At 35.7% G+C, this 26,809-nt stretch carries 27 protein-coding genes and 1 tRNA gene; 3 read left to right on the plus strand and 25 right to left on the minus strand.

Annotation, left to right across the window (positions count from 1 at the left end):
- Window positions 1–25: 25 nt before the first annotated feature.
- The 3 genes from AC2VNP_RS04110 to AC2VNP_RS04120 all read right to left on the minus strand — a co-directional run bounded on the left by AC2VNP_RS04110 (window position 26) and on the right by AC2VNP_RS04120 (window position 2,825).
- Window positions 26–1,030, minus strand: a complete 1,005-nt coding sequence (locus AC2VNP_RS04110) for an ABC transporter ATP-binding protein (protein ID WP_486916129.1) — start codon at window positions 1,028–1,030, stop codon at window positions 26–28.
- Window positions 1,023–2,018 carry an ABC transporter ATP-binding protein gene (locus tag AC2VNP_RS04115; RefSeq protein WP_486916130.1) on the minus strand — a complete coding sequence of 332 codons (996 nt, stop codon included), beginning with the start codon at window positions 2,016–2,018 and terminating at the stop codon, window positions 1,023–1,025. Before AC2VNP_RS04115 ends, AC2VNP_RS04110 begins: the two co-directional genes overlap by 8 nt.
- A 609-nt stretch (window positions 2,019–2,627) precedes the next feature.
- Window positions 2,628–2,825: a cold-shock protein gene (locus AC2VNP_RS04120; protein WP_075384919.1), complete on the minus strand. Its 198-nt coding sequence runs from the start codon at window positions 2,823–2,825 to the stop codon at window positions 2,628–2,630.
- 467 nt (window positions 2,826–3,292) lie between these two features.
- Here AC2VNP_RS04120 and AC2VNP_RS04125 point away from each other — a divergent pair, with 467 nt between their 5' ends.
- Window positions 3,293–3,466: a hypothetical protein gene (locus AC2VNP_RS04125; RefSeq protein ID WP_486916131.1), complete on the plus strand. Its 174-nt coding sequence runs from the start codon at window positions 3,293–3,295 to the stop codon at window positions 3,464–3,466.
- Between the two features lie 188 nt (window positions 3,467–3,654).
- On the opposite strand, the gene AC2VNP_RS04130 is transcribed toward AC2VNP_RS04125, so the two are convergent.
- The 4 genes from AC2VNP_RS04130 to AC2VNP_RS04145 all read right to left on the minus strand — a co-directional run bounded on the left by AC2VNP_RS04130 (window position 3,655) and on the right by AC2VNP_RS04145 (window position 8,244).
- Entirely contained in the window at window positions 3,655–4,752 is a 1,098-nt protein-coding gene (locus tag AC2VNP_RS04130) for a M24 family metallopeptidase (protein ID WP_486916132.1), read from the minus strand.
- Window positions 4,753–5,248: 496 nt separating this feature from the next.
- Window positions 5,249–6,511, minus strand: coding sequence for a diguanylate cyclase domain-containing protein (locus AC2VNP_RS04135; RefSeq protein ID WP_486916133.1), 1,263 nt, complete (start codon window positions 6,509–6,511; stop codon window positions 5,249–5,251).
- 64 nt (window positions 6,512–6,575) lie between these two features.
- The gene (gene panE, locus AC2VNP_RS04140) at window positions 6,576–7,499 is read right to left on the minus strand and encodes a 2-dehydropantoate 2-reductase (protein ID WP_486916134.1); all 924 of its coding nucleotides are present in this window, start codon (window positions 7,497–7,499) and stop codon (window positions 6,576–6,578) included.
- Between the two features lie 406 nt (window positions 7,500–7,905).
- Complete coding sequence (locus tag AC2VNP_RS04145) at window positions 7,906–8,244, minus strand: hypothetical protein (RefSeq protein WP_486916135.1); 339 nt, start codon at window positions 8,242–8,244, stop codon at window positions 7,906–7,908.
- Between the two features lie 127 nt (window positions 8,245–8,371).
- Here AC2VNP_RS04145 and AC2VNP_RS04150 point away from each other — a divergent pair.
- Window positions 8,372–8,455: transfer RNA gene (locus AC2VNP_RS04150), tRNA-OTHER, on the plus strand.
- Window positions 8,456–8,474: 19 nt separating this feature from the next.
- Here AC2VNP_RS04150 and AC2VNP_RS04155 read toward each other — a convergent pair.
- The 9 genes from AC2VNP_RS04155 to AC2VNP_RS04195 all read right to left on the minus strand — a co-directional run bounded on the left by AC2VNP_RS04155 (window position 8,475) and on the right by AC2VNP_RS04195 (window position 16,986).
- Window positions 8,475–8,630 carry a hypothetical protein gene (locus AC2VNP_RS04155; protein ID WP_486916136.1) on the minus strand — a complete coding sequence of 52 codons (156 nt, stop codon included), beginning with the start codon at window positions 8,628–8,630 and terminating at the stop codon, window positions 8,475–8,477.
- Between the two features lie 48 nt (window positions 8,631–8,678).
- Complete coding sequence (locus AC2VNP_RS04160) at window positions 8,679–8,930, minus strand: sigma-G-dependent sporulation-specific acid-soluble spore protein CsgA (RefSeq protein WP_486916137.1); 252 nt, start codon at window positions 8,928–8,930, stop codon at window positions 8,679–8,681.
- Between the two features lie 107 nt (window positions 8,931–9,037).
- Window positions 9,038–10,225, minus strand: coding sequence for a thiolase family protein (locus tag AC2VNP_RS04165; protein ID WP_486916138.1), 1,188 nt, complete (start codon window positions 10,223–10,225; stop codon window positions 9,038–9,040).
- 100 nt (window positions 10,226–10,325) lie between these two features.
- Window positions 10,326–10,838, minus strand: coding sequence for a TRAP transporter small permease (locus tag AC2VNP_RS04170; protein ID WP_486916139.1), 513 nt, complete (start codon window positions 10,836–10,838; stop codon window positions 10,326–10,328).
- Window positions 10,839–10,868: 30 nt separating this feature from the next.
- Window positions 10,869–12,179: a TRAP transporter large permease gene (locus AC2VNP_RS04175; protein WP_486916140.1), complete on the minus strand. Its 1,311-nt coding sequence runs from the start codon at window positions 12,177–12,179 to the stop codon at window positions 10,869–10,871.
- Between the two features lie 80 nt (window positions 12,180–12,259).
- On the minus strand, window positions 12,260–13,432 hold the full coding sequence (gene dctP, locus AC2VNP_RS04180) for a TRAP transporter substrate-binding protein DctP (protein ID WP_486916141.1): 1,173 nt from the start codon (window positions 13,430–13,432) through the stop codon (window positions 12,260–12,262).
- A gap of 66 nt (window positions 13,433–13,498) precedes the next feature.
- On the minus strand, window positions 13,499–15,016 hold the full coding sequence (locus AC2VNP_RS04185) for a class I adenylate-forming enzyme family protein (protein ID WP_486916142.1): 1,518 nt from the start codon (window positions 15,014–15,016) through the stop codon (window positions 13,499–13,501).
- Between the two features lie 203 nt (window positions 15,017–15,219).
- On the minus strand, window positions 15,220–15,804 hold the full coding sequence (locus AC2VNP_RS04190) for a TetR/AcrR family transcriptional regulator (RefSeq protein ID WP_486916143.1): 585 nt from the start codon (window positions 15,802–15,804) through the stop codon (window positions 15,220–15,222).
- A gap of 33 nt (window positions 15,805–15,837) precedes the next feature.
- Window positions 15,838–16,986 (minus strand): acyl-CoA dehydrogenase family protein, encoded by a 1,149-nt coding sequence (locus AC2VNP_RS04195; RefSeq protein WP_486916144.1) that lies wholly within the window; start codon window positions 16,984–16,986, stop codon window positions 15,838–15,840.
- A gap of 268 nt (window positions 16,987–17,254) precedes the next feature.
- On the opposite strand from AC2VNP_RS04195, the gene AC2VNP_RS04200 reads away from it, so the two are divergent.
- Window positions 17,255–18,289 (plus strand): LuxR C-terminal-related transcriptional regulator, encoded by a 1,035-nt coding sequence (locus tag AC2VNP_RS04200; RefSeq protein ID WP_486916145.1) that lies wholly within the window; start codon window positions 17,255–17,257, stop codon window positions 18,287–18,289.
- Between the two features lie 124 nt (window positions 18,290–18,413).
- Here the strand turns inward: AC2VNP_RS04200 and AC2VNP_RS04205 are convergent, their stop codons facing one another.
- From AC2VNP_RS04205 to AC2VNP_RS04245, 9 genes are all read right to left on the minus strand, one after another.
- Window positions 18,414–19,085: a GNAT family N-acetyltransferase gene (locus AC2VNP_RS04205; protein WP_486916146.1), complete on the minus strand. Its 672-nt coding sequence runs from the start codon at window positions 19,083–19,085 to the stop codon at window positions 18,414–18,416.
- An 84-nt stretch (window positions 19,086–19,169) separates the two neighbouring features.
- Window positions 19,170–19,835, minus strand: coding sequence for a GNAT family N-acetyltransferase (locus AC2VNP_RS04210; protein WP_486916147.1), 666 nt, complete (start codon window positions 19,833–19,835; stop codon window positions 19,170–19,172).
- 4 nt (window positions 19,836–19,839) lie between these two features.
- Entirely contained in the window at window positions 19,840–20,718 is an 879-nt protein-coding gene (locus tag AC2VNP_RS04215) for a carbon-nitrogen hydrolase family protein (RefSeq protein ID WP_486916148.1), read from the minus strand.
- 121 nt (window positions 20,719–20,839) lie between these two features.
- Window positions 20,840–21,208: a winged helix-turn-helix transcriptional regulator gene (locus AC2VNP_RS04220; protein ID WP_486916149.1), complete on the minus strand. Its 369-nt coding sequence runs from the start codon at window positions 21,206–21,208 to the stop codon at window positions 20,840–20,842.
- Window positions 21,209–21,279: 71 nt separating this feature from the next.
- A complete protein-coding gene (locus AC2VNP_RS04225) occupies window positions 21,280–22,098 on the minus strand; it encodes a metallophosphoesterase (protein WP_486916150.1) in 819 nt (272 codons plus the stop codon).
- 184 nt (window positions 22,099–22,282) lie between these two features.
- On the minus strand, window positions 22,283–23,821 hold the full coding sequence (locus AC2VNP_RS04230; protein ID WP_486916151.1) for a class I adenylate-forming enzyme family protein: 1,539 nt from the start codon (window positions 23,819–23,821) through the stop codon (window positions 22,283–22,285).
- 372 nt (window positions 23,822–24,193) lie between these two features.
- Window positions 24,194–24,490 carry a Dabb family protein gene (locus AC2VNP_RS04235; RefSeq protein ID WP_486916152.1) on the minus strand — a complete coding sequence of 99 codons (297 nt, stop codon included), beginning with the start codon at window positions 24,488–24,490 and terminating at the stop codon, window positions 24,194–24,196.
- A gap of 92 nt (window positions 24,491–24,582) precedes the next feature.
- The gene (locus tag AC2VNP_RS04240; protein ID WP_486916153.1) at window positions 24,583–25,965 is read right to left on the minus strand and encodes a short-chain fatty acid transporter; all 1,383 of its coding nucleotides are present in this window, start codon (window positions 25,963–25,965) and stop codon (window positions 24,583–24,585) included.
- 53 nt (window positions 25,966–26,018) lie between these two features.
- Window positions 26,019–26,786, minus strand: coding sequence for an SDR family NAD(P)-dependent oxidoreductase (locus AC2VNP_RS04245; RefSeq protein ID WP_486916154.1), 768 nt, complete (start codon window positions 26,784–26,786; stop codon window positions 26,019–26,021).
- Window positions 26,787–26,809: the final 23 nt, after the last annotated feature.

Here is a 26,809-nt window from a genome sequence, read left to right on the forward strand (position 1 = left end):
TTCCCCCTTTTTTAATTGGTTCTTATTATTTTTCTGTGGTAATTGCCACTTCAGACAAGCTTTCGTCATAAAGATGGCAAGCCACAAAGTGATTATCAGCAACAGCTCTAAATGATGGTCGTTGCGTTTTGCAAACATCCATACATTCAGGACAACGTGTGTGAAAAGCACACCCTGATGGTGGATTAGAAGGGCTTGGAACATCACCTTCTAAGATTACTCGTGCACTTTTCTCATCTGGATCAGGGACCGGCACAGCTGAAAGCAAAGCTTTGGTGTATGGATGTTTTGGACTATCATATAATTCATCTTTTCCAGTAAGCTCAACCATTCTTCCTAAATACATCACACCTACCCGGTCACTTATATGCTTAACAACACTTAGATCGTGTGCAATAAATATGTAAGTTAATTGAAATTCCTTCTTCAAATCTTCCATTAGATTGAGTATTTGTGACTGAACAGACACATCTAGGGCAGAAACTGGCTCATCACAAATGATTAAGCGAGGATTAACAGCTAAAGCTCTCGCAATCCCAATTCTTTGCCTTTGTCCTCCACTAAATTGATGGGGATAACGAGCCGCATGAAAGGCATTTAACCCAACAACTTCTAGTAGCTCTTTCACTTTTTGCTTTCTCGATTTTTCATCCCCAATTCCATGTATAAGCAGGGGCTCACTAATGATTTTTTCAATCGTATGTCTTGGGTTTAAGGATGCATAAGGATCTTGGAATATAATTTGCAAATCTCTGCGCAACTTCCGCATCTCTTCGTCACCAAGTTTAGTGATATCTTGACCATCGAAAAACACTTCACCTTCCGTCGGTTCAATCAAACGAAGAATCGCTTTCCCAGTCGTTGATTTCCCACAACCACTTTCGCCGACAATTCCTAAGATTTCCCCTTCATGTACGGTAAATGAGACATCATCAACAGCTTTCACCTCACCTACTTTTCTACCAAAAACGCCGCCTTTTATATCAAAGTACTTCTTTAAACCTTTTACTTCTAATAAGGGTTTAGCCAACGTTCTCTCCCCCTTCTTCTTCATAAAGGAAACAACGACATTGGTGTCCCTCTCGAAGTGATAGTAGTTCCGGATCTTCTTCGTAACATCGGCTAAACGAACTCTCGCATCTTGGCGCAAAGCGGCAGCCCAGTTTAACAGAACCCGGCTTTGGTACAGTACCAGGGATTGAATACAAGCGTTCTTCTTTCTGATGTATCTTTGGAAGTGAACGTATCAGCCCTTTCGTATATGGATGTTGAGGTTGTTTTAAAATAGTCCTCACATCCCCTTCTTCAACGACCTTTCCCGAATACATCACAACTACTCGGTCACAAATCTCTGCAACTACACCTAGATCATGAGTGATCATCATAATTGCAGTACCATGCTCTTTGTTCAACTTCCGCATTAAATCTAATATTTGGGCTTGAATCGTTACATCTAGAGCAGTAGTCGGTTCATCCGCTATTAATACCTCAGGATCACAGGACATAGCCATTGCAATCATGACCCGCTGTCTCATTCCTCCTGACAGTTGATGGGGGTATTCATCAACAATTTCATCTGCCCTTGGAATCCCAACAACCTTTAGCATATCTATCGCTTTCTCTCTAGCCTTTTTTTTGTTGAGTTTATTATGATTACGAATAGCTTCCATTAATTGATCACCAATCGAAAATAGAGGATTTAGAGAAGTCATAGGTTCCTGAAAGATCATCGCAATTTCGTTTCCACGGATCTTTCGCATTCTTCTATGAGTTGCCTGTACTAGGTCCTCATCTTTAAATAAAATTCTTCCTCCAACAATTTTTCCTGGTGGGTTCGGAACTAGTTTCATAACAGAAAGAGAAGTCACGCTCTTCCCGCAACCTGATTCACCTACAATCCCTACTACTTCACCTTTATGTATTTTTATACTCACTTCATCCACTGCGGGAATTTCACCCGCATCTGTAAAAAAGTGCGTTCGTAACCGATCTAGCTCTAAAACTACTTCTGAAGACATTTTCATGCACCTCTTTTCTAACTATTTCTCTCAAATGAAGAACATTTCTTTTTGTGAACCTTCCAAAACTCTACTTTTTAGTATTCTTTCAACATACTAAAATAGTTTTTTGTTTTTTCTGTATGTACATATTATTTATAATATGATGAAATTTCAGAAAATATATACAATAAATTTACTATAACTCTATTTAATTAATCAAGGCATTTTTAAAAATTATTACCAAAATATTTATTTTAAGTTAAATTTTCCTTCTACCTTTTGTCTCCCTCAAATAGACAAATGTATTTTAAGTTTATGTTAGTATAACAGTTTAAAGTGCTAAAGGTTTCAAACTCATAAGTATATTATTTGTTTGCTTTTATTCTGATTATTGTTAAAGATGATCAAATACGCTTGTTATATTTTCATCATTTTTTTTGTTAGTACTTATTACTCTACTGATAGTCTATTATCCTCTTTATATTTTAAGAATATTCGGTTTATTATCTCTAAAAGAATACACTTTAAACCTTTTTGATAACATTTTAACAGCGACCAACTCTTCGTTTACTTTCAACAAAAATAAAAAAAAGACCCTGGTAACCAGAGTCTCCTTTGTTAAACATATTACTTTTGAACGTTAGCAGCTTGAGGTCCACGTTGACCTTGCTCGATTTCAAAAGAAACAGTTTGACCTTCTTCTAAAGTTTTGAACCCATCGCCTTGAATAGCAGAGAAGTGTACGAATACATCGTCTTGTCCTTCTACTTCAATGAAACCGAAACCTTTTTCTGCGTTGAACCATTTAACTGTACCTTGTACCATAATCTTGTTCCTCCTATATGGCGTATGCCACATTGTATTACTATTTTTGCTCTTCAAATTCATTCAAGGCGAAAATACTTATTTAAGACTTTTCTTCCTTCAATCTTATCCGAACAACAATAAGTAAGTTTATTATAACAGGAATAGCAACAAAAGGAAACTAAAAAATAGTGTAATCGGAAAATTAAAGGATTTTTATGAAGTGATTGTCAATCCTTTATCTATAAGCGTCCGTCCCCCTATAAAACATGATTATAATAATGAATTGTATCAGAGTAATTTCGCAAAAAAGAAATCTCTCTTCTGTTCTTTTTTACCTTTTCTCTCATTCCATACTTTTTTAATTAGGAAAGAGACTTTTTTCAAAAAAGACGGGAAATTAACATAAGAGCAAAAGTTATGAAAATTATGTTTACGTTTCTTGATTTAGGAAAAGCTAATATTATTCTTAAGTAGGAGGTTAGTTCATGGAAGTAAACATGAGTCCAGAAGAAGTCTTACTTGAAATCAAACAACTCAATGCCCACGGAGAAAATTTAAACAAGAAATCGATTAAGAAGTCACATCCACAATTAATGAGATCCGCACTGCACTATTACCCCGATTGGGATAGTGCCATCGAGAAAAGTATTACCGGGTAATTCTCCTCGGAACATCTAGCTGCCATAATTTAAGTAGCTAGATGTTCTTTCTTACCTACAATTTATTGATGCGTACAAAAAAAGTTAGGTGCTCATATAAAAACACCTAACTAATTAAATATGTACTTTATAGAATGCAATGGTTGAGCTATCCATCATTTAATATTCCCTAAGATTTTCTTGCAAACTTATTTTATTATTTGCAAGTTCTTCGGAAAAGTTGTTAAACATTCTGATCCCACTTCAGTAATCAATACATCATCTTCAATACGAACCCCTCCTATATGAGGAACATAAATACCTGGTTCTATCGTATAGACCATTCCAGAATACAAATAATCATCGTTATTTTCACTCATTGAAGGAAATTCGTGAACTTCAATCCCTAACCCATGACCAATTCTATGAGTAAAATAATCACCATACCCAGCATCATTTATAAAATCGCGAGCTATTTTATCGATATCGCCGATCCTTGTTCCTGGCTTACTAATGGATAGAGATAAGTTTTGGGCTTGTAACACAGTATCATAAATAAATTTTTGTTGATCAGTAACCGTTTGATAAGCAACCGTACGTGTAATATCGGAACAGTACCCCTCGTAAACCACACCTAAATCAAATAAGACAAAGTCACCTGGAGAAATTTCCTTTAAACCTGGATGTCCATGTGGCTCTGCTGATTTCGCACCTGATAATACCATCGTCGAAAAGGACATTTCACGTACCCCTTTTTTCTTTAACTCATATTCAATACTTGCAATAATGTCCATTTCATTTTTTCCTTTACCAATCTCATGAACACCGACTTCTACTCCGAAATCAGCTAGTCTTGCAGCTTCACGCAAAATCGAGATTTCCATCTCATCTTTTATCATACGAAGTGTTCGTAACTTGTGATCTGCTGAAACAAACTTGGCATTAGGAAATAACGATAGTAACTGTTCACCGCGGCTATAAGATAAAACCTCTTTTTCAATGGCAATCGTTTCTACTTCTGAAACTCTTTGTTTAACTGCGTTTTGAAATAGCTCCCATACATTATCAGAGTCGTTATATCCGACTATTTCTCCCTTCCAACCTGAGGCTTTGGCTGAAACTTTCTCCATATTTGGACAAATGAGAAAGGGCTCCTTTTCAGGAAAGATTACTAGACCTAATAGCCTTTCATGTGGTTCACTTTTAAAATTAGACAAGTAAAAAACATTATACTTAGATTGTATAAAAGCATACGTATAATTGTTTTCCTTGACCCACTTTGTAAGATCTGCTAACCGCTTGTTCACTATTATCACAGCCTTCTTTAAATTAATTTGCTCTTTTAAAGTTGATATGAAAATGATCTATATGAATTACATTATACTGGTGTTTTTGCAAGATTTGAACGAAATAGTATAGTCTTTCTAAAGAGTATTTGCTTTTATTTTCTATTCATAGTATAATGATTTAATTACTTATAAAACACTTAAAGTTTTGATTTATTCTTCAACCATAACATTTAAAAACATTAATATAAAGAAAAAATCATCTTGGCGTCTTTAGGAAACTTCGTTAGCCTTATTTAAATGGCACGGCCTAGGAGCCGTAATGATGAAAGAGAGGTAGGGCTTTCATTATTTAGGGGTATCAAAGACAACACAGAGATATAATCGCGGCGAATTTTAAGTAACGATAAGAATATATGAAGAAGGCGAGCTAAAAAGAGAGCTCGCCTTCTTTTTTATATTGAGCATGATTTAAGTATGTCGTTAATTCTCATCCAACATTAACAAAACTCATTACTTAATAAAACTCATATCGATTTCGTCCGTGATTTTTTGCACTATATAAGGCATTATCTGCTTTTTTTCCAAGCACACGGAGCGTGTTACCATTCGTTGGATAGATTGCAACTCCAACACTTATACTCATCGTTATCACTTGATCTTCATACTTCCAAGGACTGCTAAGGTTATTAAATATACGCTCAATAATTTTCTCTACTTCATTTCTCTCACTTAGTTCCGTTAATAATATATTAAATTCGTCTCCGCCTATTCGAGCGACTATGTCAATATTCCTAACACTATTTTTTAAACGACTTGAGATTTCTTTTAAAAATTCATCTCCAACTTCATGACCATACGTGTCATTAATTAATTTAAAATGGTCTACATCGATAAACAATAGTGCTACCATATGATCATTTCTTTTCGCAGTCTCGATAGCAAGTTGAAATCTGTTTTTAAACAAGTCCCTATTTGGAAGTTTTGTTAGGGAGTCATAATATGCCATTTTTTTAATTTTTTCTTCAAAGTGTTTTCTTTCTGTAATATTTTCTCCAACAATTAATATTTTTTGAATTTTACCTTTTTCAAAAATTGGAATAATGTCTAAAGCAAGCGCCAAATTTCTTTCAAACTTAGATTCCACAGACACTTCAATACTTTCATGCTCATTGTTAGCTATTACTTTTGACATTGCTTGCTGTACCTTACTAACCTCATCATCATCTGCAATAAATGTATCTAACGATTGTTGTAATAGTTCTTCGGGAGTAATTCCAAGTACTTTTTTATGGGAAGGAGATGCATAGGTAATCTTTCCATTCAATTCAACTAATTGAATTAAATCTGTTGAATTTTCAGCAATTAAGCGATATTTTTCTTCACTTTCCCTAAGCCTACTTTCGGCCAATTTTCGTTGAGTGATATCTCGGGTAATAGAAATAATATGCGAGACTTCATTATTATCATTAATGATCGGGCTTAGAATGGACTCTCCAAAATGATCGTGATCATCACTAAATTCAAAGGTAACTTGTTTCCTTCTCGTCAGTGCCTCTTGATATTTTTCAATTAAATGCTGTGCCTTGTCTTGCATAACATCCTCTACTGTTTTACCTATAATCTCATCAGTAAATTTTAATTCCTCTTCAGCAGCTTCATTTAAAATCAAATAACGAAATTCTGACGGGCCGTGTACTTCCATTACAAATATCAAATCTTTTATGTAGTTAATAAATCGTATAAATTCACGACGGTTCTTAATAAATAAGCTGTCCATTCTGCTACTCCTCTTTAACTACAGCAAAACTGTTATATTCATACTACTTTTTCTACATACATAGCTAATCGTTATTTACATTAATTTCATATACTTTTAGATGATGATAAATGATGCGAAGTAACGGTACATCTATATGAAATTGTTCAGCCAATGTGAGAAGATACCCTTGAAGGTGATCTGCCTCTATTGTTATTCCCTTTTCAATATCTCTCAACATAGATGCCTTCATCGTGTAATGCTGTTTTCTCATCATAGTCATTTGTTTATCAACAATATCGTCTGCTATAGGAGCATTAGTTGCTCTCATGATTGAAGCTGTTTCATTAAATAATTGGAGAGTCAGCTTTTCCCCGTCTTGCACCTCAAGAATAGGGCCAATTGACGAACGCATTAGTGTTGTAATTCCCGATAAAGTAGTTATAAATAAATATTTATGCCACATATCCTGTAGGATGTTTTCGCTTACTTTAAATGATGCTATTGTTTCCCTAAAAAGCTGTTGTAAACTTTCGATACGGGAACTTCTTCGTCCATCAAGTTCTCCAAATGTTAGTTGATGACTGTTACTCGTTTGTATGACATGACCCAAATCGCTTAAAGTCGTTTCAATAAAGCAAAACCCACCTACAACCTTTTCATTTCCAAACGCTTCCTGCAAGCGATAAATGTGACTAATCCCGTTTAACAGCGGAATTATTGTTGTACTTGGTCCAACATAAGGTTCTAGAGAGTTGATCGCTTCTTCTAAATGTTGGGCTTTCGTAGCAATAATAATAACATCAAACGGTTTAACTTCTTGACCAGACACTAAAGTTTTGGGTTCAAGCTGAAAATCTCCATGAATACTTTTAATAACAAGTCCATGTTGTTTTAATTGTTCTTGTCGTTTTTCTCTAACTAAAAAAGTAACATCGACGCCGCTTTCTACTAGCCGGCCACCAAAATAACCACCTACAGCTCCAGCACCTAATATAAGAACATTCATTTTAATTCCTCCAGTATTCAACGTAAACATGGTTTAAAAATCTACCTTGCATTACGATCCTCGGTATTCCTTTGCATAAAAACATTCCTATAGATTATAATACCTCATCTAAGAGATGATGAACGATTAAAATGCAAAATCATTGTATTTTTTCTATATCCATCCAATTTGTAAATTTGGTTCAGCGACGTAGGTACTGACTAAGCCTTAGGAGATAAAGGAAGCACGATGAACGTTAGTGAGTCAATATTTATTCTCGTACGAAGGCGAGGGAAGTTTAGCTGGGCGCTGAGCTAGACTTCCTAAGAATATTAAACTTTTTTATCTACATAGCATAAAAAAGAGACGAGTCAAATATCGTCTCCTTTCTTACCCCTATCTAGACTTTTTTACACGATTAAAACCATTATTGTACATGTACAAGTTCAACTGGTCCGTGATCATCGCAATGATCACCATGAACATGATGGAGACGACCATTAACTAAATAATCATAATGATCACCATGTGGAACAAGCTCATGCCCACAATCTTCTTCATGATTACAACCACATGAAATCGGTTTACATTCTTGTGGATTTTCTTCACTCACTGGAATTGCACATTCAACCCAGTTTCCTTCTTCTTCATGATGTAAATGTCCATTATGAACATAATCAATATGATCATCATGTCTAATTTTCGTATGCCCACATGCAATACTATGCTGATGACTATGGTCTTCATGGTTATGATGCTTACTCAAAAGAAATCACTCCTTTTTAAACTTAGTTTTATTTTCTATTATCAAATCCACATCTATACTTCGTCTTTATTATTTTTTTTGTATATAAATGAAAACAAAGCACAAAATATAGTTGAGGGTCAAAAATGGATTTGTAGCTCAATGGTAGAGCGGCCAGTCATTCCAAACGGAATAACTGAGCATTTAGTGGGTTCGATTCCCACCAAATCCGCCTTTTTTAGAATTGAACCTCAATCTTCCCCACCATTTAACCTTTTTTCACTTTCTCTTTTATCACTACCAGCCTCTGGTACAAAACCAAACCCTGTTGAACTTAATTCCATTTTTTCATTATTTTTTTTCTTGCTATTCATTTGATTTTTGGGCGATGTATTATTATTTTCCATACTTTTCTCCATTCTATAATTTTGAGAGTAATCTCATTATTGTCTTTATTAAAATAGTTGTTCAAATACTTCATTCAGCTGTTTAGTGCGTTCCTCATCTTGTTCCTCTTTAGCATGTTTAATCTCTTGCTTCAGAATAATATCAAGTACTTTCATCTCTTCTTCAGCTAACCCACCAACGAACTCTTCTTCAGTTGAATAATTATTTTTCTCTAATCTGTCGTAAACGCCTTGGCAAATTGGATGATCCTCTATGTAATTAGATAGTGCCTCTCTTAAATATGCAAGTGACTGATCCAATTAAAACACCCCTTCTCTTATAGTTATACTTACTAAATTAGATTGTGTTATAGGGTAAAATTTATACATAAAAAAAGACGCCTATTTAATAGACGTCTTTGTTGTACTTACACATTTTCATTTTCAATAACAACGGCAATACCTTGGCCACCGCCAATACAAAGGCTAGCTACCCCATATCTAAGGCCATTCCTTCTTAATTCATTAGCAAGTGACAATACGACACGTGATCCACTTGCACCGACTGGATGCCCCAGTGCTATTGCTCCACCGTGTACATTTGTTTTATTACGATCAAGTCCTAATTCTTTTTCAACAGCTAAGTATTGAGCTGCGAAGGCTTCATTTATTTCAATACGATCCATTTGGTCAAGAGTTAAATTAGCACGTTGAAGTGCTTGTTGTATGGCTGGTACTGGGCCAATTCCCATAATACTTGGATCGACGCCAGCTATTCCCCAGGAAACTATTTTAGCTAACGGTTTTTGATTACGTTTTTTCACTTCCGTCTCACTGGATAAAATTAAAGAAGCTGCACCGTCATTGATTCCGCTCGCATTACCAGCAGTCACTGTACCATCCTTTTTAAAAGAAGGTCTTAACGCTGATAGCTTTTCAAATGTCATATCTTTTTTTACATGTTCATCTTCAATAATTTGTTTACTTCCACCTCTTGCAGAAACCTCTACAGCTGTAATTTCCTCAGCAAAGATACCCGATTGTATCGCTTCTGTTGCTCTCTGTTGGCTGAGTAGAGCAAATTCATCTTGTTCTTTCCTAGAAATCTCGTATTTTTCTGCTAGATTTTCAGCTGTTATTCCCATACCAATACCAGTATACTGATCTGTAAGTGTATTTAATAACATATCTTCAAACTGGAAACTTCCGTACTTAACACCTGAAAAACGACTTGTAAAATTAGAGTGAGGCGACATTGTCATATTTTCAGATCCACCAACTAACGCTAAGTTGGACTCACCTAAACGGATGCTTTGGGCAGCAGAAATGATCGATTGCATACCAGACCCACAAAGACGATTTACGGTTAATGCAGGTGTTTCGATTGGAACATCTGCCTTTAAAGCAATATGACGGGCTAAATAGGCCGCATTCGTCGAACTGTGAATGACATTTCCATAAACAACCTGATCAATATCTTTACCTTCGACTTCTGCACGTTTCAAGGCCTCTACCGCAGTTACTGTTCCTAATTCAGTAGCGTTTACAGATTGAAAAGAACCCCCAAAAGCTGTAAATGCTGTTCGTGCTCCACCTAAAATGTAAATATTGTTCATTGCATTTCCTCCAAACAATTTAGAAAATTTAGTTATAAATTCTATTTTAACATTATTATCATTACTTCTACAGCTATCAAACAAGAATCTACTAATTTTTTTATACTCTAGTCTTATTTTTTATTAGAGGTTTAACAGCTGATAAAATAACCTCTATAACAATGAGCCCAAAGCCAATAGGAATTAAAAAATAGACTGGATAAACAGGTGTTAATTTTCCCCCTACAGCAATAGCCATTTGATCTCCGACACCAGCCATCGCAAATTTCCATCCGTATATCGTCAATAAAGTAAAAATAGTTATTTCAACAATGATAAGGATCCATGCTGATACAGCTTGAAAATTTTTAGGAGTTTTTTCGATCAACTCGCCTAATTTAGGTAATACACCTGAACTATACGTATAAGCAAGGGCTGGGAAAATCGCAAGTGGCATTAAAAAGAACTGAACTATCTCATACGTACCTGATATAGGGGAGGTAAATACATTTCTCATAAATACATCTGCAACAATAATTAGCATCATAAATAATGTTGCCATTCCACCTACGAGAACACCCATTAATTTTATTTTCTCATTAATATTTTCAATTTTTTCAAAAACTCCGTTCAATTCTATCACCTGCTTTCTTAATAGCTTAGGTTATCTCATGGTTTGTGGCAACCATGTCGCTAACTGTGGGAAGGCAATTAATAACCCGCCAACAACAACTGCAGCAACGACGGCAAACACTAACGATGTTCGGAAAAGTTTCTCAATTGGAATTTTAGTGACTCCTCCTACCGCATAAACACTGATTCCGACAGGCGGAGTAATGAGTCCTAACGTACAAATAACTGATACTAAAATACCAAACCAAATAAGATCTATATTCGCTGCTGTTAATATAGGTAACAACACAGGTACAGTCATTAAGATTACGGCAACTCCTTCAATAAACATAAATAAGAAGAAGTAAATTAACATTATTATTATTAATAATATCACCGGGTAATCCATTAAGGGTCCAAGCATATCTATGATTTTCCTAGGAAGAAGTGACAATGAAATAAATCGACCAAATAGAGAAGCCCCTATAACTATTAACATTGCCATAACCGTAACTTTTGTAGTTTCAATAAGAGAACTTGTAATAAAGCTTTTGTTTACTTTTCCTAATATAACCGCCACGATTAAGCTTATAAACGCACCTACAGCACCGGCTTCTGTCGGTGTAAACTTTCCTGTATAAATTCCACCGAAAATTGATACTATAATTAAGGCCCCTGCTATAAGGATGATTATATAGCGACTTATTGGTGTTTCATGATCTTCAACCTCAGGTGAAGGCATCACCATTTTCCCTTGATATACCTTTAAATAAACTATCGTAACAAGGGAAAAAACCACCATCATCAGAACCCCTGGAATAAAGGCTGCAACAAACAACTGACCAATTGAAATTTGTACTGTTACTCCGTAAATAATTAATATTACACTTGGAGGTATAATTGCTGAAAGTGATCCAGCAGAAGCTGCTAAAGCACCTGCAAGTCCATCAGGGTACCCTCTCCTCCGTAACTCTGGAACTGCAACCTGACCTAGTGAAGCTGCTGTCGCAGTACCTGAACCAGAAACAGCACCGAGAATTCCTCCTAAAAAAACCGTTAAAATACCTAATAAACTAGTTTTTCCTTTTGAAAGCTTAAATACAAGATTGTAAAAATCTTTGACAATTCCTGCTTGCATAATGAACTGTGCCATTAAAATATAAAGAGGAATAGTCGTCAAAGCATAGCTTGCCGCACGATTGTACGGTTCGCTTTGTAAAAATCCATTAAGCAGGGGCATACCTCCCAAAATGAAAATACCTAACATACCGGATGTTAAAAGTAGAGAACTAATATACTGCCCTGTTAGTAACAAATATAAAAACGCAATTACAACAACTATAATTGCAATATTTTCGACCATTCCTTCACCTCACCATCGTTTAAGTCTAAAAATTTTAATGATAGGGAGCTGTATAGACAGCTCCCTATCACTTGAGTTAGTTATTCCATTTCCATGATTTCTTGAGGTAAGACTCCACCCGCTTCAACGATCATATCTCTCCATAGAAGAGCCATTTCTTTACCTGCATGTCCTTGTCCTTCTAAATTTTCAATCCATTCAACCCAAGTGTCCACGATAGCTTGACTAATAAACTCTCTTAATTCCGCATCGAGATCGTTTAGGTGTGTAAACTCTCCACCTTTTTCCATTGTAGATTCCCTATTTTCTTCTGTCTCACCCTTCGTTAAATTTGCACCATCAAAGATAATTTCATCAGCTGCTGTTGCAAACTTTTCTTGAACGCCATCAGGTAATTTATCCCAAGTCTCTTGTGTCATTGCAGTATGACCAACGAAGTGACCAAAGTTTGCTCCCTCTATGGCATGTTTAATTAACTCATCAAACCCAAAAGCTTTCCAGTCTGGTATATTGTAGAAGAAGCCATCTAATGCGTTACGACTTAGCGCATCATAGGCGTCAGTAATCGGCATTGAAATTGCTGTAATTCCTAAGTTATCAGCTAGAATCTCATGTACTCTTGAAGCTGTTCTAAGTCTAATTGCTTCGGAAAAATCAGACACAGTTTCAATCTTTTGTCTTGTCGTACCTAAAACATACGGCTCTGTTAATGGGTTAGCAAAAGCAACTAATCCTTTATCAGCAAACTCTAACTGATAGTAAGTCTTACCATCTTTTATTTCACGGTCACTTTTCATCATATTTTGCATTGCTGTTGACGCAATAACTGCATCTGACTCTAATAAAGGAAGCATTGTGACCTCTGAATAAGGGAAACGTTGCGGATCGTAAGGTGCCATGAATGTTAACGCAATATCAATTGTTCCTTGACGAAGAGCATCAAATTCAGTTCCTAAAGGTACAAGCTCTCCAGACGTAAATGCTTCAAAGCTAATAGCACCACTCGTTTCGCTATCAATACGTTCCATTAATGGAGTGAAAAAACCTCGATCCCAAAAATGCTTAGATGTAACTCCTGAAGAAGCTCTTAAACGCATCTCTTCTACAGCTTCAGTTTTTTCGCCACCTTCGCTGCCTTCAGAAGGAGCTGATGCACCTTCATTATTTCCTCCACACGCTACAAGACCTAAAGCCATAGTCGCAGCGATAGCAGCGCCAACGACTGGTTTCACTAATTTTTTCATTCTTTTCATCTTTAAACCCCCCGTATAATTTTTAATACAACTACACCATTTAATTTAATAATCTAATAGTCGAATTCAAGTTGCTTTAGTAGAGCTTCTTAATTGAGTTTTTAATACTTTTCCACTAGCATTTCTAGGCAGTGCTTCAACAAACTCAACCTCTTCAGGGACTTTATATTTAGCTAATCGACTTTGACAATATTGTAAAATAGTATCTTTATCAATTTGTATACCTTGTTTCACTGTTACATAGGCTTTCGGAACTTCACCTAGTACTTCATGTGGTACACCGATAATAGCGGCTTCTAAAATTTCAGGAATTTCATATAAAACTTCCTCAATTTCAACTGGATAAATATTCTCACCACCACGAATAATCATATCTTTCTTTCGGTCTACAATATAAAGTAGTCCATCTTCATCGAAACGGCCTAAGTCACCGCTATATAGCCATCCATCCTTAATAGTATCTCTTGTCGCTTCCTCATTTCTTAAATAGCCCTTCATTACTTGAGGACCTTTTACTACAATTTCTCCAACTTTACCTGTAGGTAAATCATTTCCATTTTCATCAACAATACGGACTTCGGTTTGTGGTAGTGGCTCACCGACTGAACCAACTTTAGTAAGCGCATGATGATCTTTTAATGTTGTTGCGGCAGGAGAGTTTTCGGTTTGCCCATAGAGATTTTGTACTTTTACGTTTGGAAAAAACTCCTTGACACGCTTTACTAATTCAAAAGGCATAGGTGCAGCCCCGTACGTCAATAAACGTAAGTTTGGAACAGCAGCTTCGTTTAAACTAGGAGTATTGAGCAATATATTGTACATCGCAGGTACCCCAAAGAAAATAGTGACCTTTTCTTTTTCCATCGTTTGGATGGCCTGTTCTGGCGAAAAGCCTTCTTCGATTACAAGTGCCCCTCCCGAATAGACTGTAGGTAACATAAACACATGGCTTGCGGCACAATGGAACATTGGAGCAACAATATGCATACGGTCTTTCTTATTGATTTCCATTGATTCGCTCCATATCTTAGCTGTTGCAATTAAGTTTTTATTCGTCAACATAACACCTTTTGGTCTACCTGTTGTCCCAGATGTGTAAAAAACAACAGCTGTATCCTCAGCGTTTGCTGTTACTTCTTTCACATGTAATTTGGGCCCATTCATTATATCTTCTAAACGATTTAAGCCCTTGTCGTAACCAATAGTCACTTTATCCTTAAGTGCTGGTAATTTAGGAATGATTGCATGGATAGTTTTTTCAAAACGGTGGTCATAAACTAACGCTTTCGCTTCTGAATGAGTTAAAATATACTCAATCTCTCTGCTGGCAAGTTTTGTATTTATTGGTAATACCGAAAAGCCTCCTATTTGGCATGCATAATAACAAACCATAAAGTAATCAGAGTTTGGTACAAATAACGCTACAATATCGTCCTTACCATATCCTAATTCCTGAAAAAAACCTGCTAATCTTTCAGCTTGTTCATAAAGTTGCTGGTAAGTAGTTTCTCTCCCTAAATAAGATGAAATGATTGCATTCGGTTGGCTGTCTACCGTCTTTTTTAAATGGTCTGCAATAAACATCAATAAATTCCCCTTTCATATCTTTTTTGTAAGCGCTTAACTTTTATGACAGCGAAGCTCTATATTTTAATAATTCTGAATATTAACTAGAGATATGTCCCTTCTAAATCCTAAACCTAATTTTAGCCCAACAAAAATATAGTTAACATCACCTAAAAGTGTGAAAAGCAAGCTCTATTATCTCGCTCCTTGAATTTTATCGGTTAGTTAAGCAACTTTAATAAATAGTCTGTATATATTTCTACGATTTCCTTTTTACTTTTCTTACCTTCTGGTAAATACCACTGTTGGATCCAATTCAAGGCCCCTAGTATCATCATTCTCGCCATCTTTATTTCCGTAATCTTAAATTCACCATTATCTATTCCTTCTCTAATAATTTCGTCAAAAATATTAGCATACTGTTGTCGCTTCTCGAGTATAGGGGTGAGACGTTTTTCAGTAAATGTATGTTGTGGCTTAATAATCATATTAAATGTTTCTTTTTCAGATATGGCAAACTCAACATGGACTTCAACAGCTTTTTTAAACTTTTCTGTAGATGAGATATTATTCTGTAAGTAATCCTCTAATGTTTTTATAGCTGAAGATAATATTAAGTCATGACAATGATAGACTAGGTCGTCTTTGTTATCAAAATAGTAGTATAATGCTCCCTTGGTCATTAGTAACTCTGCAGCAATGTCTTCCATTGTTGCTCCGTGATATCCTTTACTTGAGACTATTTTTGCTGCAGAGCGTATGATATCTTCTTTTTTCTTGGCTGTTTTTATTTCTTTGAACCCCATTTCGTCGCTCCTTTCTATTTATAGTTTCAGTCCTTATAATTCTAATTGTTTTGCGATAATAGTCTTCATAATTTCTGTTGAGCCTGCATAAATAGAAGCAACTGGTATATCGCGATATCTGCGTGCAATCTCATACTCCTCCATATATCCATATCCTCCATGTAATTGTAAGCATTCTGCAGCTACTCGTTTTGCCATCTCACTTATCCACCATTTGGCCATAGAGACTTTTTTCGTAATGTCTTCTCCATCCATATGTCGAACAATTAAGTCCTCTAGGAATGCCCTTCCAATTTCAATTTCTGTTGCCATTTCAGCAATCTTAAATTGTGTATTCTGGAATTTGCTAATTGACTTCCCAAAAGCTTTTCTGTTTTTGACATAATCAATAGTGAGTTTTAACATTTCTTCTGCTTCAGTTTGACATTGGATTGTAACAACAAGCCTTTCCTGTTGTAATTTTGTCATCAAATAGGAGAAGCCTTTTCCTTCTTCACCTAATAAGTTCTTTGTAGGAACCTTCGCATCCTCAAATATTAGTTCCGCTGTATCACCACTATGCATACCGATTTTCTCTAGTTTTTTCCCCCGTGAAAATCCAGGAGTATCACGCTCAACTACTAATAAACTTATTCCTTTATACGCTGGATTAGCTTTTGGATCCGTTTTACAAACAACGATAATTAAATCTGCAATATTACCATTTGTTATAAATGTTTTTTGACCGTTTAAAATATAGTGATCCCCATCGCGTACAGCTGTTGTACGAATTCCGGCAAGGTCAGAACCTGCACCTGGCTCTGTCATGGCTACCGCTGATATAAGGTCTCCAGTGATACAACCTGGTAGCCAACGTTGCTTCTGCTCTTCACTTCCATAAGTTGAAAAATAAGGGGTTACAATATCATTGTGTAAACAAATCCCACTAGAAACTCCTTGACCTACTTTCTCTAACTCCTCATTCAATATGACAGAATAAAGAAAATCTGCATTAAAGCCTCCGTAACTATCATCGACCCAAGGACAAAGAAAACCGCTTTCACCCATCTTCCTCCAAAATTGACGTGGGATTTCTCTATCCTTCTCCCACTGATCAAAATAAGGGTAAGCTTCTTTTTCTAAAAATCTTCTTAACGTAGTTCGAAATATACTATGTTCTTCTTGAATATACTTTTTTGCCAATTTGCAGCCCACCTTTTTCAAATATTTTCAAATATTTTTATAAAAGAATACTAACATTTATTAAGTTCTAAAATATCACCCATAAGGATGAATTTAGATTCAGTATTTAAAATTTAAACAATATTCAAAAAAGTCTGGACATTTTTAGTTTCTTTACTATAATAAGGTTTAATAGTCCCTTTCTCAGACTAAATTTTTATTTTACATAACAAAAAGAAACCTTGTTTTCAATTTTTAAAGAGTGTTTAAATCTATAGGGGGGAGCCTTTTGCTAACAACAGAAGATTACAAAAAAATTTTAAAGTTTGTTTCTTTGATCCAAGAAAGTCATGATGAATATTACGAGGCCATTTTAGAGGCTATAAAAAACGTACTAGGATATAAAAACTTATCATTGTTTATTAATGATAGCTCACTTCAAAGAACAACCACACTATACATGAATAGCAATGCAATAGAGGCAAACAATGGGCATTATTATCGAATGGACCTTTTAAACAAAAAGAGGTTTCAAAATAAAAATTTACTTTCAATTGAAGACATACTATCCTACACAACTATTCAAAACAGTGAATATAACCTCAAATTTATAAAAGAAAACAAAAGATACCACACTGTTTTTATACCTTTAAAATGGGGAACTAGAGTGATAGGCCTTATTGGGATTCATAAGCCGCTATGCTCTGGGGACTACTCTTCAAATGAAATGCACATTCTTGAAAGCGCATCCAAATTTATTTCCACTTCCTTAAAACAACATCTGAAATTTAAACAGTTACATTATACAAAATCAATTATAGTTCAATCAATGAGTAAACTTCCTATCGGGGTTTTAGTAGTAGATAAAAACTTCTCCATAATTTATAGTAATGACCTTGCCTTAAAGTATTGTTCTAATTTAAACCACACTGACAAAAACAACCCACTCTCTAAAGTAAAAGACGCTGTATTAGCAAGACTAAACACCCAATCCAGTGATGAACTCAACTTAACTATCGAGGATCTTTCATTTAAGATAAATTCTCAAGTAACGTTGGATATTAAGGAGCAATTCTTTACTATCTATATCCATTCAGAAACTAAACAAAATGAAGACACTATTAAAAAGGCAATGATAGAGTTTGGACTTTCTAAAAGAGAAACTGAAATTATTGATCTTATTTCAAAAGGATACAGTAACAACGATATCGCCCAAAACCTCTTCTTAAGTATTAATACCGTAAAAACTCACCTAAATAATATCTTTAATAAGTTAGGTGTAAATAACAGAACCTCAGTTATTCACAAGATTTCTGCAAGCTGATTCGTATTTAAAACCACTATCCCGGTTAGTTACTTTTCTTCTAACTCTTATATAGACACCCTAGTCCCAACAAAAAAAGTCAGGTTGACTTAGTGTCAGCCCTGACTTTTTAAAGTGCTATTATTTATAATGGTAAAAGCTGAATTGTATCTTGGCCTTTTAACGTCTCAATCATAGTTAACCATTCTTGAGGTTTGTTAGAGAGAACTGCATAGTAAGTTGTTAAGAAATTGACTATTAAATCCGCTTCTACTTTAGTCGAGTCCTCATTAAAAGGCATGAAACCTAAGTCTAGTCCACTGACTGCTTCGCCGTCGTTTTTCCAAGAAGGATGTACATAGTTAAAATCAAGTCGATGATACCCTAAATGCGAAAGAACTTCTCTTCGAACAAGTGGGTCCATTGACTTCACTTTTAGAGTGTTGGAATGATCGACAACGTTCGGGTTATAAATTTCTGCAAACATACCGTATAACTCTTTGCCGTTCTCATTGGCTAGTTGCTTCAAGTCTTTTAAACGGTGGTTAGCAAGGAATGGTCCAATTCCACGGCCATCTTGACCGATAATTGTAAAGTCGGTCATTGCAATATTCCATTCGACATAGTAACGGTATTCAGTTGCACCGACTACTTGTTCTCCGTCAACTGCTACAAATACTCGAATGTCTGGATCTTTTAAAGGTTCTTCCCAAAGTTCAAATTCAAGTACTTCTTCTGGTGGAAATACTTCTTGCATTAAATCATGCATTTTTTTAAACAAAGGATCTTCAATACTAGTTATTCTAATGTAATCCAACTATATCACTTCTTTCATTGTAGTCCTATACAACTTATCATGTTGTATTGCAATCGACACTATCTTTAACATTTCTTAGAAGATTTATTTAAAAGGGTTTTTCCATTCCATTAAAACTCCGTAATTGCACGACTCTTCATCATCCAAGTAGTTTTCTACAATATGAATCGGCTTCCGACCGCATCGTAAGAGAAAGGAAATCACAGGATCTTTCATGCTTCCCTTTATTATCGCACTCACATATTGATCAGGAGTCATTTCTTCTGCAACTTTATGATAACCAGGCATTCGTCCCCCGCCTAATAAACGATCTAAACCATGTTGAATGACAACGTGATACATCGATTGCATCATCACTTTACCAAGGCCTAGTTTGCGGTATTTCGGACGGACACTGATATCGACAATATAAAGCGTATTTCCTTTTGGATTATGATTACGGATGTACCCATTATCCGTAATTTCTTCCCATGTATGATCAGCATCAGTTGGATCAAAGTCGACGCATAACCCTGTTAATGAACCTGCTAGCTCACCGTCAACTTCAACACATAGGGCACCTGCTTGAAACAAATCTACATGATTCGTAAGTTGTTCCTTATCCCACCATAACTCAGATGGAAAAGGTGGAGGAAAACATTCTTTTTGGATTTGAATAAGATCATCAAAGTCGTTCTTTGTGTAGTTCCGAATGACAGTAGGAACTGTCTGATCTTGATTATACGCATAGAATTCACTTCGATATAACATGTTATTAAAATCCTTTCATGTTCATTTTTTCCCAGTCTGGATATAAATCTGAACGGCGGTCTCGCCATGTCGTAACAGAACCTCTTTCACGAACTTCGTATAATAACGACAGATCTAAATCCGCTGTTACGATCATGTCATTATTTAATTCCCCTTCGACCATAATTCCTCGTGGTGGGAACGGGACATCATTCGGAGTAATAACAGCCGCTTGCCCAAAGTTCGCTCGCATAAAGTCAACAGTCGGAAGCGAACCAACCGTACCTGTCACTACTACATACACCTGATTTTCAATTGCACGTGCATGACTCGTGTAACGAACGCGATGGAAGCCATGACGATCATCTGTACATGATGGACAAAAGATGACATCTGCCCCTTTCGCTTTCACCATTCGTACAACTTCAGGAAACTCGATATCATAACAAGTTAGGATTGCTATTCTCCCTTTATCCGTATCAAAAACTTTCACTTCATCTCCAGCAGACATATTCCATTCATTCACTTCTGTTGGTGTAATATGAAGTTTTGCCTGTTGTTCAATTCTTCCATCTGGATAAAAAAGATGTGCCACATTGTATAAACGATCGTCTATACGAATAACATGTGTTCCACCAATAATATGAACGTTCATTTTTTGTGCAAATGACGAAAAAAGAGTTTGGTATTGCTCTGTAAATCCTGGTAACTCATTTATAGTTAACGAAGTTCCTTGCTCACTTCCGATAGATAATAGCTGTGTCGTAAAAAATTCTGGAAACAGTACAAACTCCGATCCAAATTCCGCTGCTGTTTTTAAGTAGTGCTCACTTTGTTTTGCAAACTCCTCAAAAGACTTAATCGTTTGCAACTGATACTGTACCGCTGAAACACGTAATTTCATAAACACATCCTCCTTCTCAACTACTTTTCCTTAGTTGATTATCTTTCAGAAAATCAACTTTAACAAGTAGTGACTTTTTAGTAAGGAGGTTACTTTTGGGGTACCTATTGATATATATAGGTTAGTTCTCCTTTTTTAGGTCCTCTATTCGTTTTTTTCCCCATTCATACATTAAGTCAATAATGGGCAATAACGATTTTCCAAGTGGTGTTAACGAATATTCTACCCTTAGAGGCACTTCAGGAAACACTTCCCTATGTATAATTCCATCTTCATGTAATTCTTTTAGTTGACTCGATAACATTTTATGAGAAATTTTAGGAAGTAATTTTTGAAGTTCACTAAAACGGTACGAGCTTTCCTGCGCTAAATACCATATAATTACGATTTTCCACTTTCCACTTATAACCGACAGAGTTAATTCCTTTTCACAATTAAACTCTCCTTTTTCAATCTTTTCTTTAATTTCTTTCCTTAAAGTATCTGCCATTGAACTACCTCATATTTCTATAAATTGTTTCTTCCCCAATTGCTTTGTATAGTTATTATCTTGTGATTGACTCAATCTAGATGTAGAACTGTCAATGCATGTTGAACCTCATCTTTTGTGTTAGGAGTCCTCCATTGGTTTGCATATCCTAAACTACTGCAAATGAATTCCGTTCCACCACTATGTACTGTTTTACGAAAATGAACATGACCACATAACGCATATTGTACATTTTCACTCTTAATTAGTTGTTCATAATCTTTACTACCGAGGTACGCGTTAAAATAATCCCAAATGCGGTGCGGGGTTGGAACAGTGAACTTTTCGTGAGATATAACATGGGTACAAAAAATAATTTTTTTATGTCGTTGTTTCCTTAGTTGTTCTTTAAATCTATTCATAAAGAGTTCATGTACTTCTAATGAGTTGACAGCCCAATCTGTATATTCTTTGTCTTGCCACGTACTTCCTTTCATTTTCATCTGATTAAATTGTGTAAGGGTATATTTGCTTTTACTTCCAAAACTGAAATCATACCATCCTATATCACCTAGTAATGTCCAATTATTCCCTAAATCTTGAGGTCCATTAGCTAAATTTCTTGGGTGCCTTTTTAATTCATTATAAATCTCCCATGTGTTCTTGTTAGGATGATGAATATTCCAAAGGTCATGGTTTCCTGCTACAAAGTAACACGGGGTGTTTAGGTCGTGTTCGATTTGATCAACTGCAGCTAGCGTCCTCCTGTAGTCATTTGAAACATCCCCGCCTATACAGAGTGCGTCAAGCTTATGTTCTTTCGTTTGTTCTAATAAAACATCTAGTATGTCCGCTCTTTGCCTTTTTTCATTAATGTCTAGGTGCAAGTCAGCAATAAAACCTAATTTCACACCATCACCTTCTCTTTTGTAAATGAAAATTAGTATCTTAAAGTATAGCAAATTTATAAACAATGGACATCATATTACCTTTAACTTAACTACTAACGTCCTTATGAACACAGAAAAAAGAGAAGAGTGTTCCTCTTCCCTTTCAGTTGCGATACCTAATTAAGTTTTTCATCTTTACTACTTATTAATTTACAAGGTCACCTGTGTACTGCTCTCGTAATTTAAACTTTTGAATTTTCCCTGATGCATTTCGCGGTAATTGATCGATAAATAAAAACCTCTTCGGCACCTTGTAACCTGCTAACCTCTCTCGACAGAACGCTTTCATCTCTTCTTCTTCTAATTGCTCTCCCTCTTTAACAACTATAACAGCCGTTACAAGTTCACCCCATTTCGGATCAGGTGTACCAATGACAGCGCTTTCAATAATGAGTGGATGTTCATCTAGAGCATACTCAACTTCTACAGAGTACACATTTTCACCACCGGAAATAACCATATCCTTTTTGCGATCCACTAGTGAAATGTACCCATCCTCATCAACCGAAGCTAGATCACCTGTATAAAGCCAGTCTTCACGTAACGTCTTTGCGGTTTCTTCCGGTTTCTTGTAATACTCTTTCATGATTGCTTCTCCACGTAAAATCAATTCTCCTACTTCGCCTACTGCTACTTGTTCACCACTATCATTGACTACTTTTACTTCTGTAAATAGAGATGGCCATTTTCCGGACTTACCGAGCTTTGTTTTGTGGTCTTCAGGCGATAAGTAAATACCAGTTGGTCCTCCCTCTGTTAATCCACAAAGATTATAGAACTGGTCAGTTTTAAATAGATCTATACTTTTCTTGACTAACTCTGGTGACATTGGAGCCGCTCCATATCCACAACGGGTGATTGACGAAAGGTCAAGCTGGTCCGCATTTGGAACTTGAGTGAAGAAGTTATACATTGTTGGAACTCCAAAGAATAAGGTAATACCATGCTTTTCAATTGTTTTTAGTGTTTCTACCGGGTGAAAATCTTGTTCAATCACATTCGTTGCACCTAGGAACAAACCAGGTATGAGAAATAAGCAAAGCTGTGCACAATGAAATAACGGGGCTACATGTAATAATTTGTCATCACTCTGTAGTCCTAATAAACCCGTCGTTCCAAATGCAACTTTGAATACTCGCTGATGATCAAATAATGCGCCTTTCGGTTGACCTGTTGTACCTGATGTGTACAGGATGTGAAGATCATCCGTTCCTATTACTTCTACATCCGGCTCCGCCGTATTTTCAGACAACACGTTTTCATAGCTTCTATTTTCAGGTGAAGCTGCTCTTGGTGTAACAATCACATCCCGAATAGCAACAATATCTTCACGAGCTTCATTGATTAGTCCTTCTAACTCTTGTTCACAAATAACAATTACACTATCTGATTGCTTCAATATATAATTTACTTCTCTTGCAACAAGTCTAAAATTAATAGGGACAATAACCGCTCCAAGTTTAGCAGCAGCAAAATAACTGATTGCAAAATAATCCGAGTTCTTCATCATGAGAGCGATCTTTTCTCCCTTTTTCAACCCAATACTCGCTAAGCCATTAGCAAAACGATTTACAGTTTCATTAAACTGCTTATACGTAAGCTCCCTTCCCTTAAACGTAATAGCTAACTTATCAGGATGACGACGAGCATTTAAAGCTAAATTACTTATAATATTCAATTTCATAGCCCCTTTCAAAAATAATAGAATATACTTTCCTCGTAGAAGTAATTGGTAGATTACCAATTAAACTATACTCAACCTTTTGCAAGTTCTATTCCAATAAAAAAATTACTTTAACCCTTACAATTCTAAGGCTATTAATATTAAATTTTTTATATACGTAGGGAATTCGTACACTCTTGATTTTTCTCACTGTTTGATTTTAATACAAAATAGTTATGCGATTAAGACAGGATCGTAACCCTACTTTTACCTCTTTAGTTTTTACTATTATAGAAGCGCTACTAATTTTCGCTCCATGTAATAAACAAAAAATTTTGCGAATAACACAAATGAAGACGCCTTTCTAAGACGTCTTCATTTGCTATTTAATAACTATTCAATCTCATAATCTAGGACAAGAATATCCTTTACTCCTACTTCTTTTAGATAAGAAACTAGTTCTAGATGTTTAGGATGAGGGCCATATACGTCTAGAGCTTCTCTATTTTCAAAACGAACCGTTAGCCCTATCTCAAATCCATGATTTCGTTCAGAAAAATTGGTTCCTACGGCTAAGCTAACAATTCCAGGTATTTCATCTTTAAGTGTTTTTGCCATTTTCTTTACTTTAGCTTTTTGTTCACTCGTAGTTTCCTCACTAAATTTCAATCCAACAATATGTTCTATCATATTTAATCCTCCAATATTCGTTTTTAATGATGAACTCACTAACTTTTATATTCTCCTCTAGAAATGCAAAATCCTTCTGAAATCGCTTTCAATTAGCTGAATATTAGGAAAACAGTAGAGATGATAATCCCTGTATATATTAAAGTAATCACTGTAAACCCCATAATATCCCGAATTTTTAAACCTGCTATTGCTAATAACGGGATAGCCCAAAACGGTTGAATCATATTGGTCCAAGCGTCTCCCCATGCAACTGCCATTACTATTTTCGCTGGATCGACTCCCATATCAATTGCAGTTGGTAGGAAAATTGGAGCTTGGATTGCCCATTGACCACCACCAGATGGTACAAACATATTTAATATTCCTGCTGCGAAAAATGTAAATAACGGCAATGTTTTTTCTGTTGCTATACTAGCAAAGAAATTAGATAACCATATAGCCAATCCAGAAGCACTCATCATGCCCATAATTCCTGCATAAAAGGGGTATTGAAGTGCAAATTGTCCAACGCTACCTGAAGCTTTGATTAATCCACTTCCGAGCTCTCTTACATTTCCATAAAGCAGTAAACATGCTGTTAAGAATATTAAGTTTACTGTATTTAAGTCAAGACTAAAACCATTCGTATAAAAGTGGTTGGTTAAATATGCTAAACCAAAAAGACCTCCAATTGTTACTATAAGTCGACTTCTATCTAACTTGTCATTAATAAAATTCGTTTGTTTTGTTTTTAGTTCTTCCTTTACTTCAACATCTTTTAATAACTCTGGGTCAACTAATACACGATCCTTCATTTTTTTAGGATGGATGAGCTTCATAATAAATGGTAAAGTTACAAAGATAATCACTACTAGAATAACATTTAATAACGAAGTCAAAGTTTCAGTCGTGGGGATTAAACCTACCGTCTCTTCGAAATTGTGTCCTGGAGTAGCCACAAATAATGCTGGAGATGACGATAATCCACCCTCCCAAATGACGAAGCCTGAATATCCTGCAGCTACCAGTACACGATAGTCAACATCTCGGACTTGTCTTCCAACAAGTTTAGCCATGATACCTGCAACTACTAATCCAAATGCCCAGCTTATTAATGATGCAGCTAAAGCAGTAAATGTAACTACAATTATTGCAACATTAGGTGTCTTACATTTACTAGCAATCTTCTCTAATCCACGAGCAACAGGAGGAGTTAACGCTAAAGCATAACTCATAATAAATGTAGTTATAATTTGCGCTGTAAAAGCAAGTAAAGACCAGAAACCATCTCCCCAATGAATCATCATTTCATATGGGGTATTATTGGTTATAAAAATTCCTCCTAAAAATGTAATTACTGTTAATATGATAGCAAATACAAAAGCATCTGGTAACCATCTTTCAGCAATTCTAGCAAACACTAATGCTAGTTTTGCAACGGGGTTATTCGAAGCTGGTTGTTGACCTGCATGTGGTTGTTTTATCGGCTCCATAATTTTCCTCCTTTTTCTTAAAAATTCTTACGTTATAACAATTCTTTAATTTTTTATTTAGCGGTCCAACCACCATCAACATATAAAACCTGACCAGTAATATACGAAGACGCTTTGGATGAGAGGAAAACAACTGGTCCCTCTAAATCTTCTAATGTTCCTACACGGCCTACCATTGTTTTATCGACAATAGTTTTAAGTCGCTCTTCGTCCGCCAGCCACTCCTCAGTCATCGGCGTTCTAATATAACCTGGTCCAATAGCATTGACTTGAACATCATATGTAGCTAATTCATCTGCCCAAACTTTTGTAATCTGGTTGATCCCTCCTTTGCTCGCAGAGTAACTCGTTTGATTAGACATACCTGTCGTCCCTAAGATAGAAGAAATATTTATGATTTTCCCACCTTCTCCTTGTTTAATTAATTGTTTTGCAACGGCTTGACCCGTGAGGAAAATACCTTTTAAATTAGTTCCAATTACAAAATCCCAGTCTTCTTCTTCTACCTCGACCAGAGGTTTTCTAATATTTGTTCCAGCGTTATTTATTAGTACATCAATACGTCCAAATTCACCAACAACATCCTCTACTAACTTTTCTACTGTTGGTTTATTCGTTACATCTACTTGAAAGCCCTTAGTTTTTATACCTTTTCCTCTTAATTCATTTTCAGCTTTTAGCAAATCTTCTTTTCCTCTACTTGCAATTGCAACTGATGCACCACTTTTCCCCAGAGCTTCCGCCATTCCTAAACCAATTCCTTTACTACCACCAGTAACTAATGCAACCTTTCCAAATAAATCAAATAGATTTGGATTCAATGAAAACACCACCTTAAATAAAT

The organism is Alkalihalobacterium sp. TH-98 (assembly GCF_057473385.1).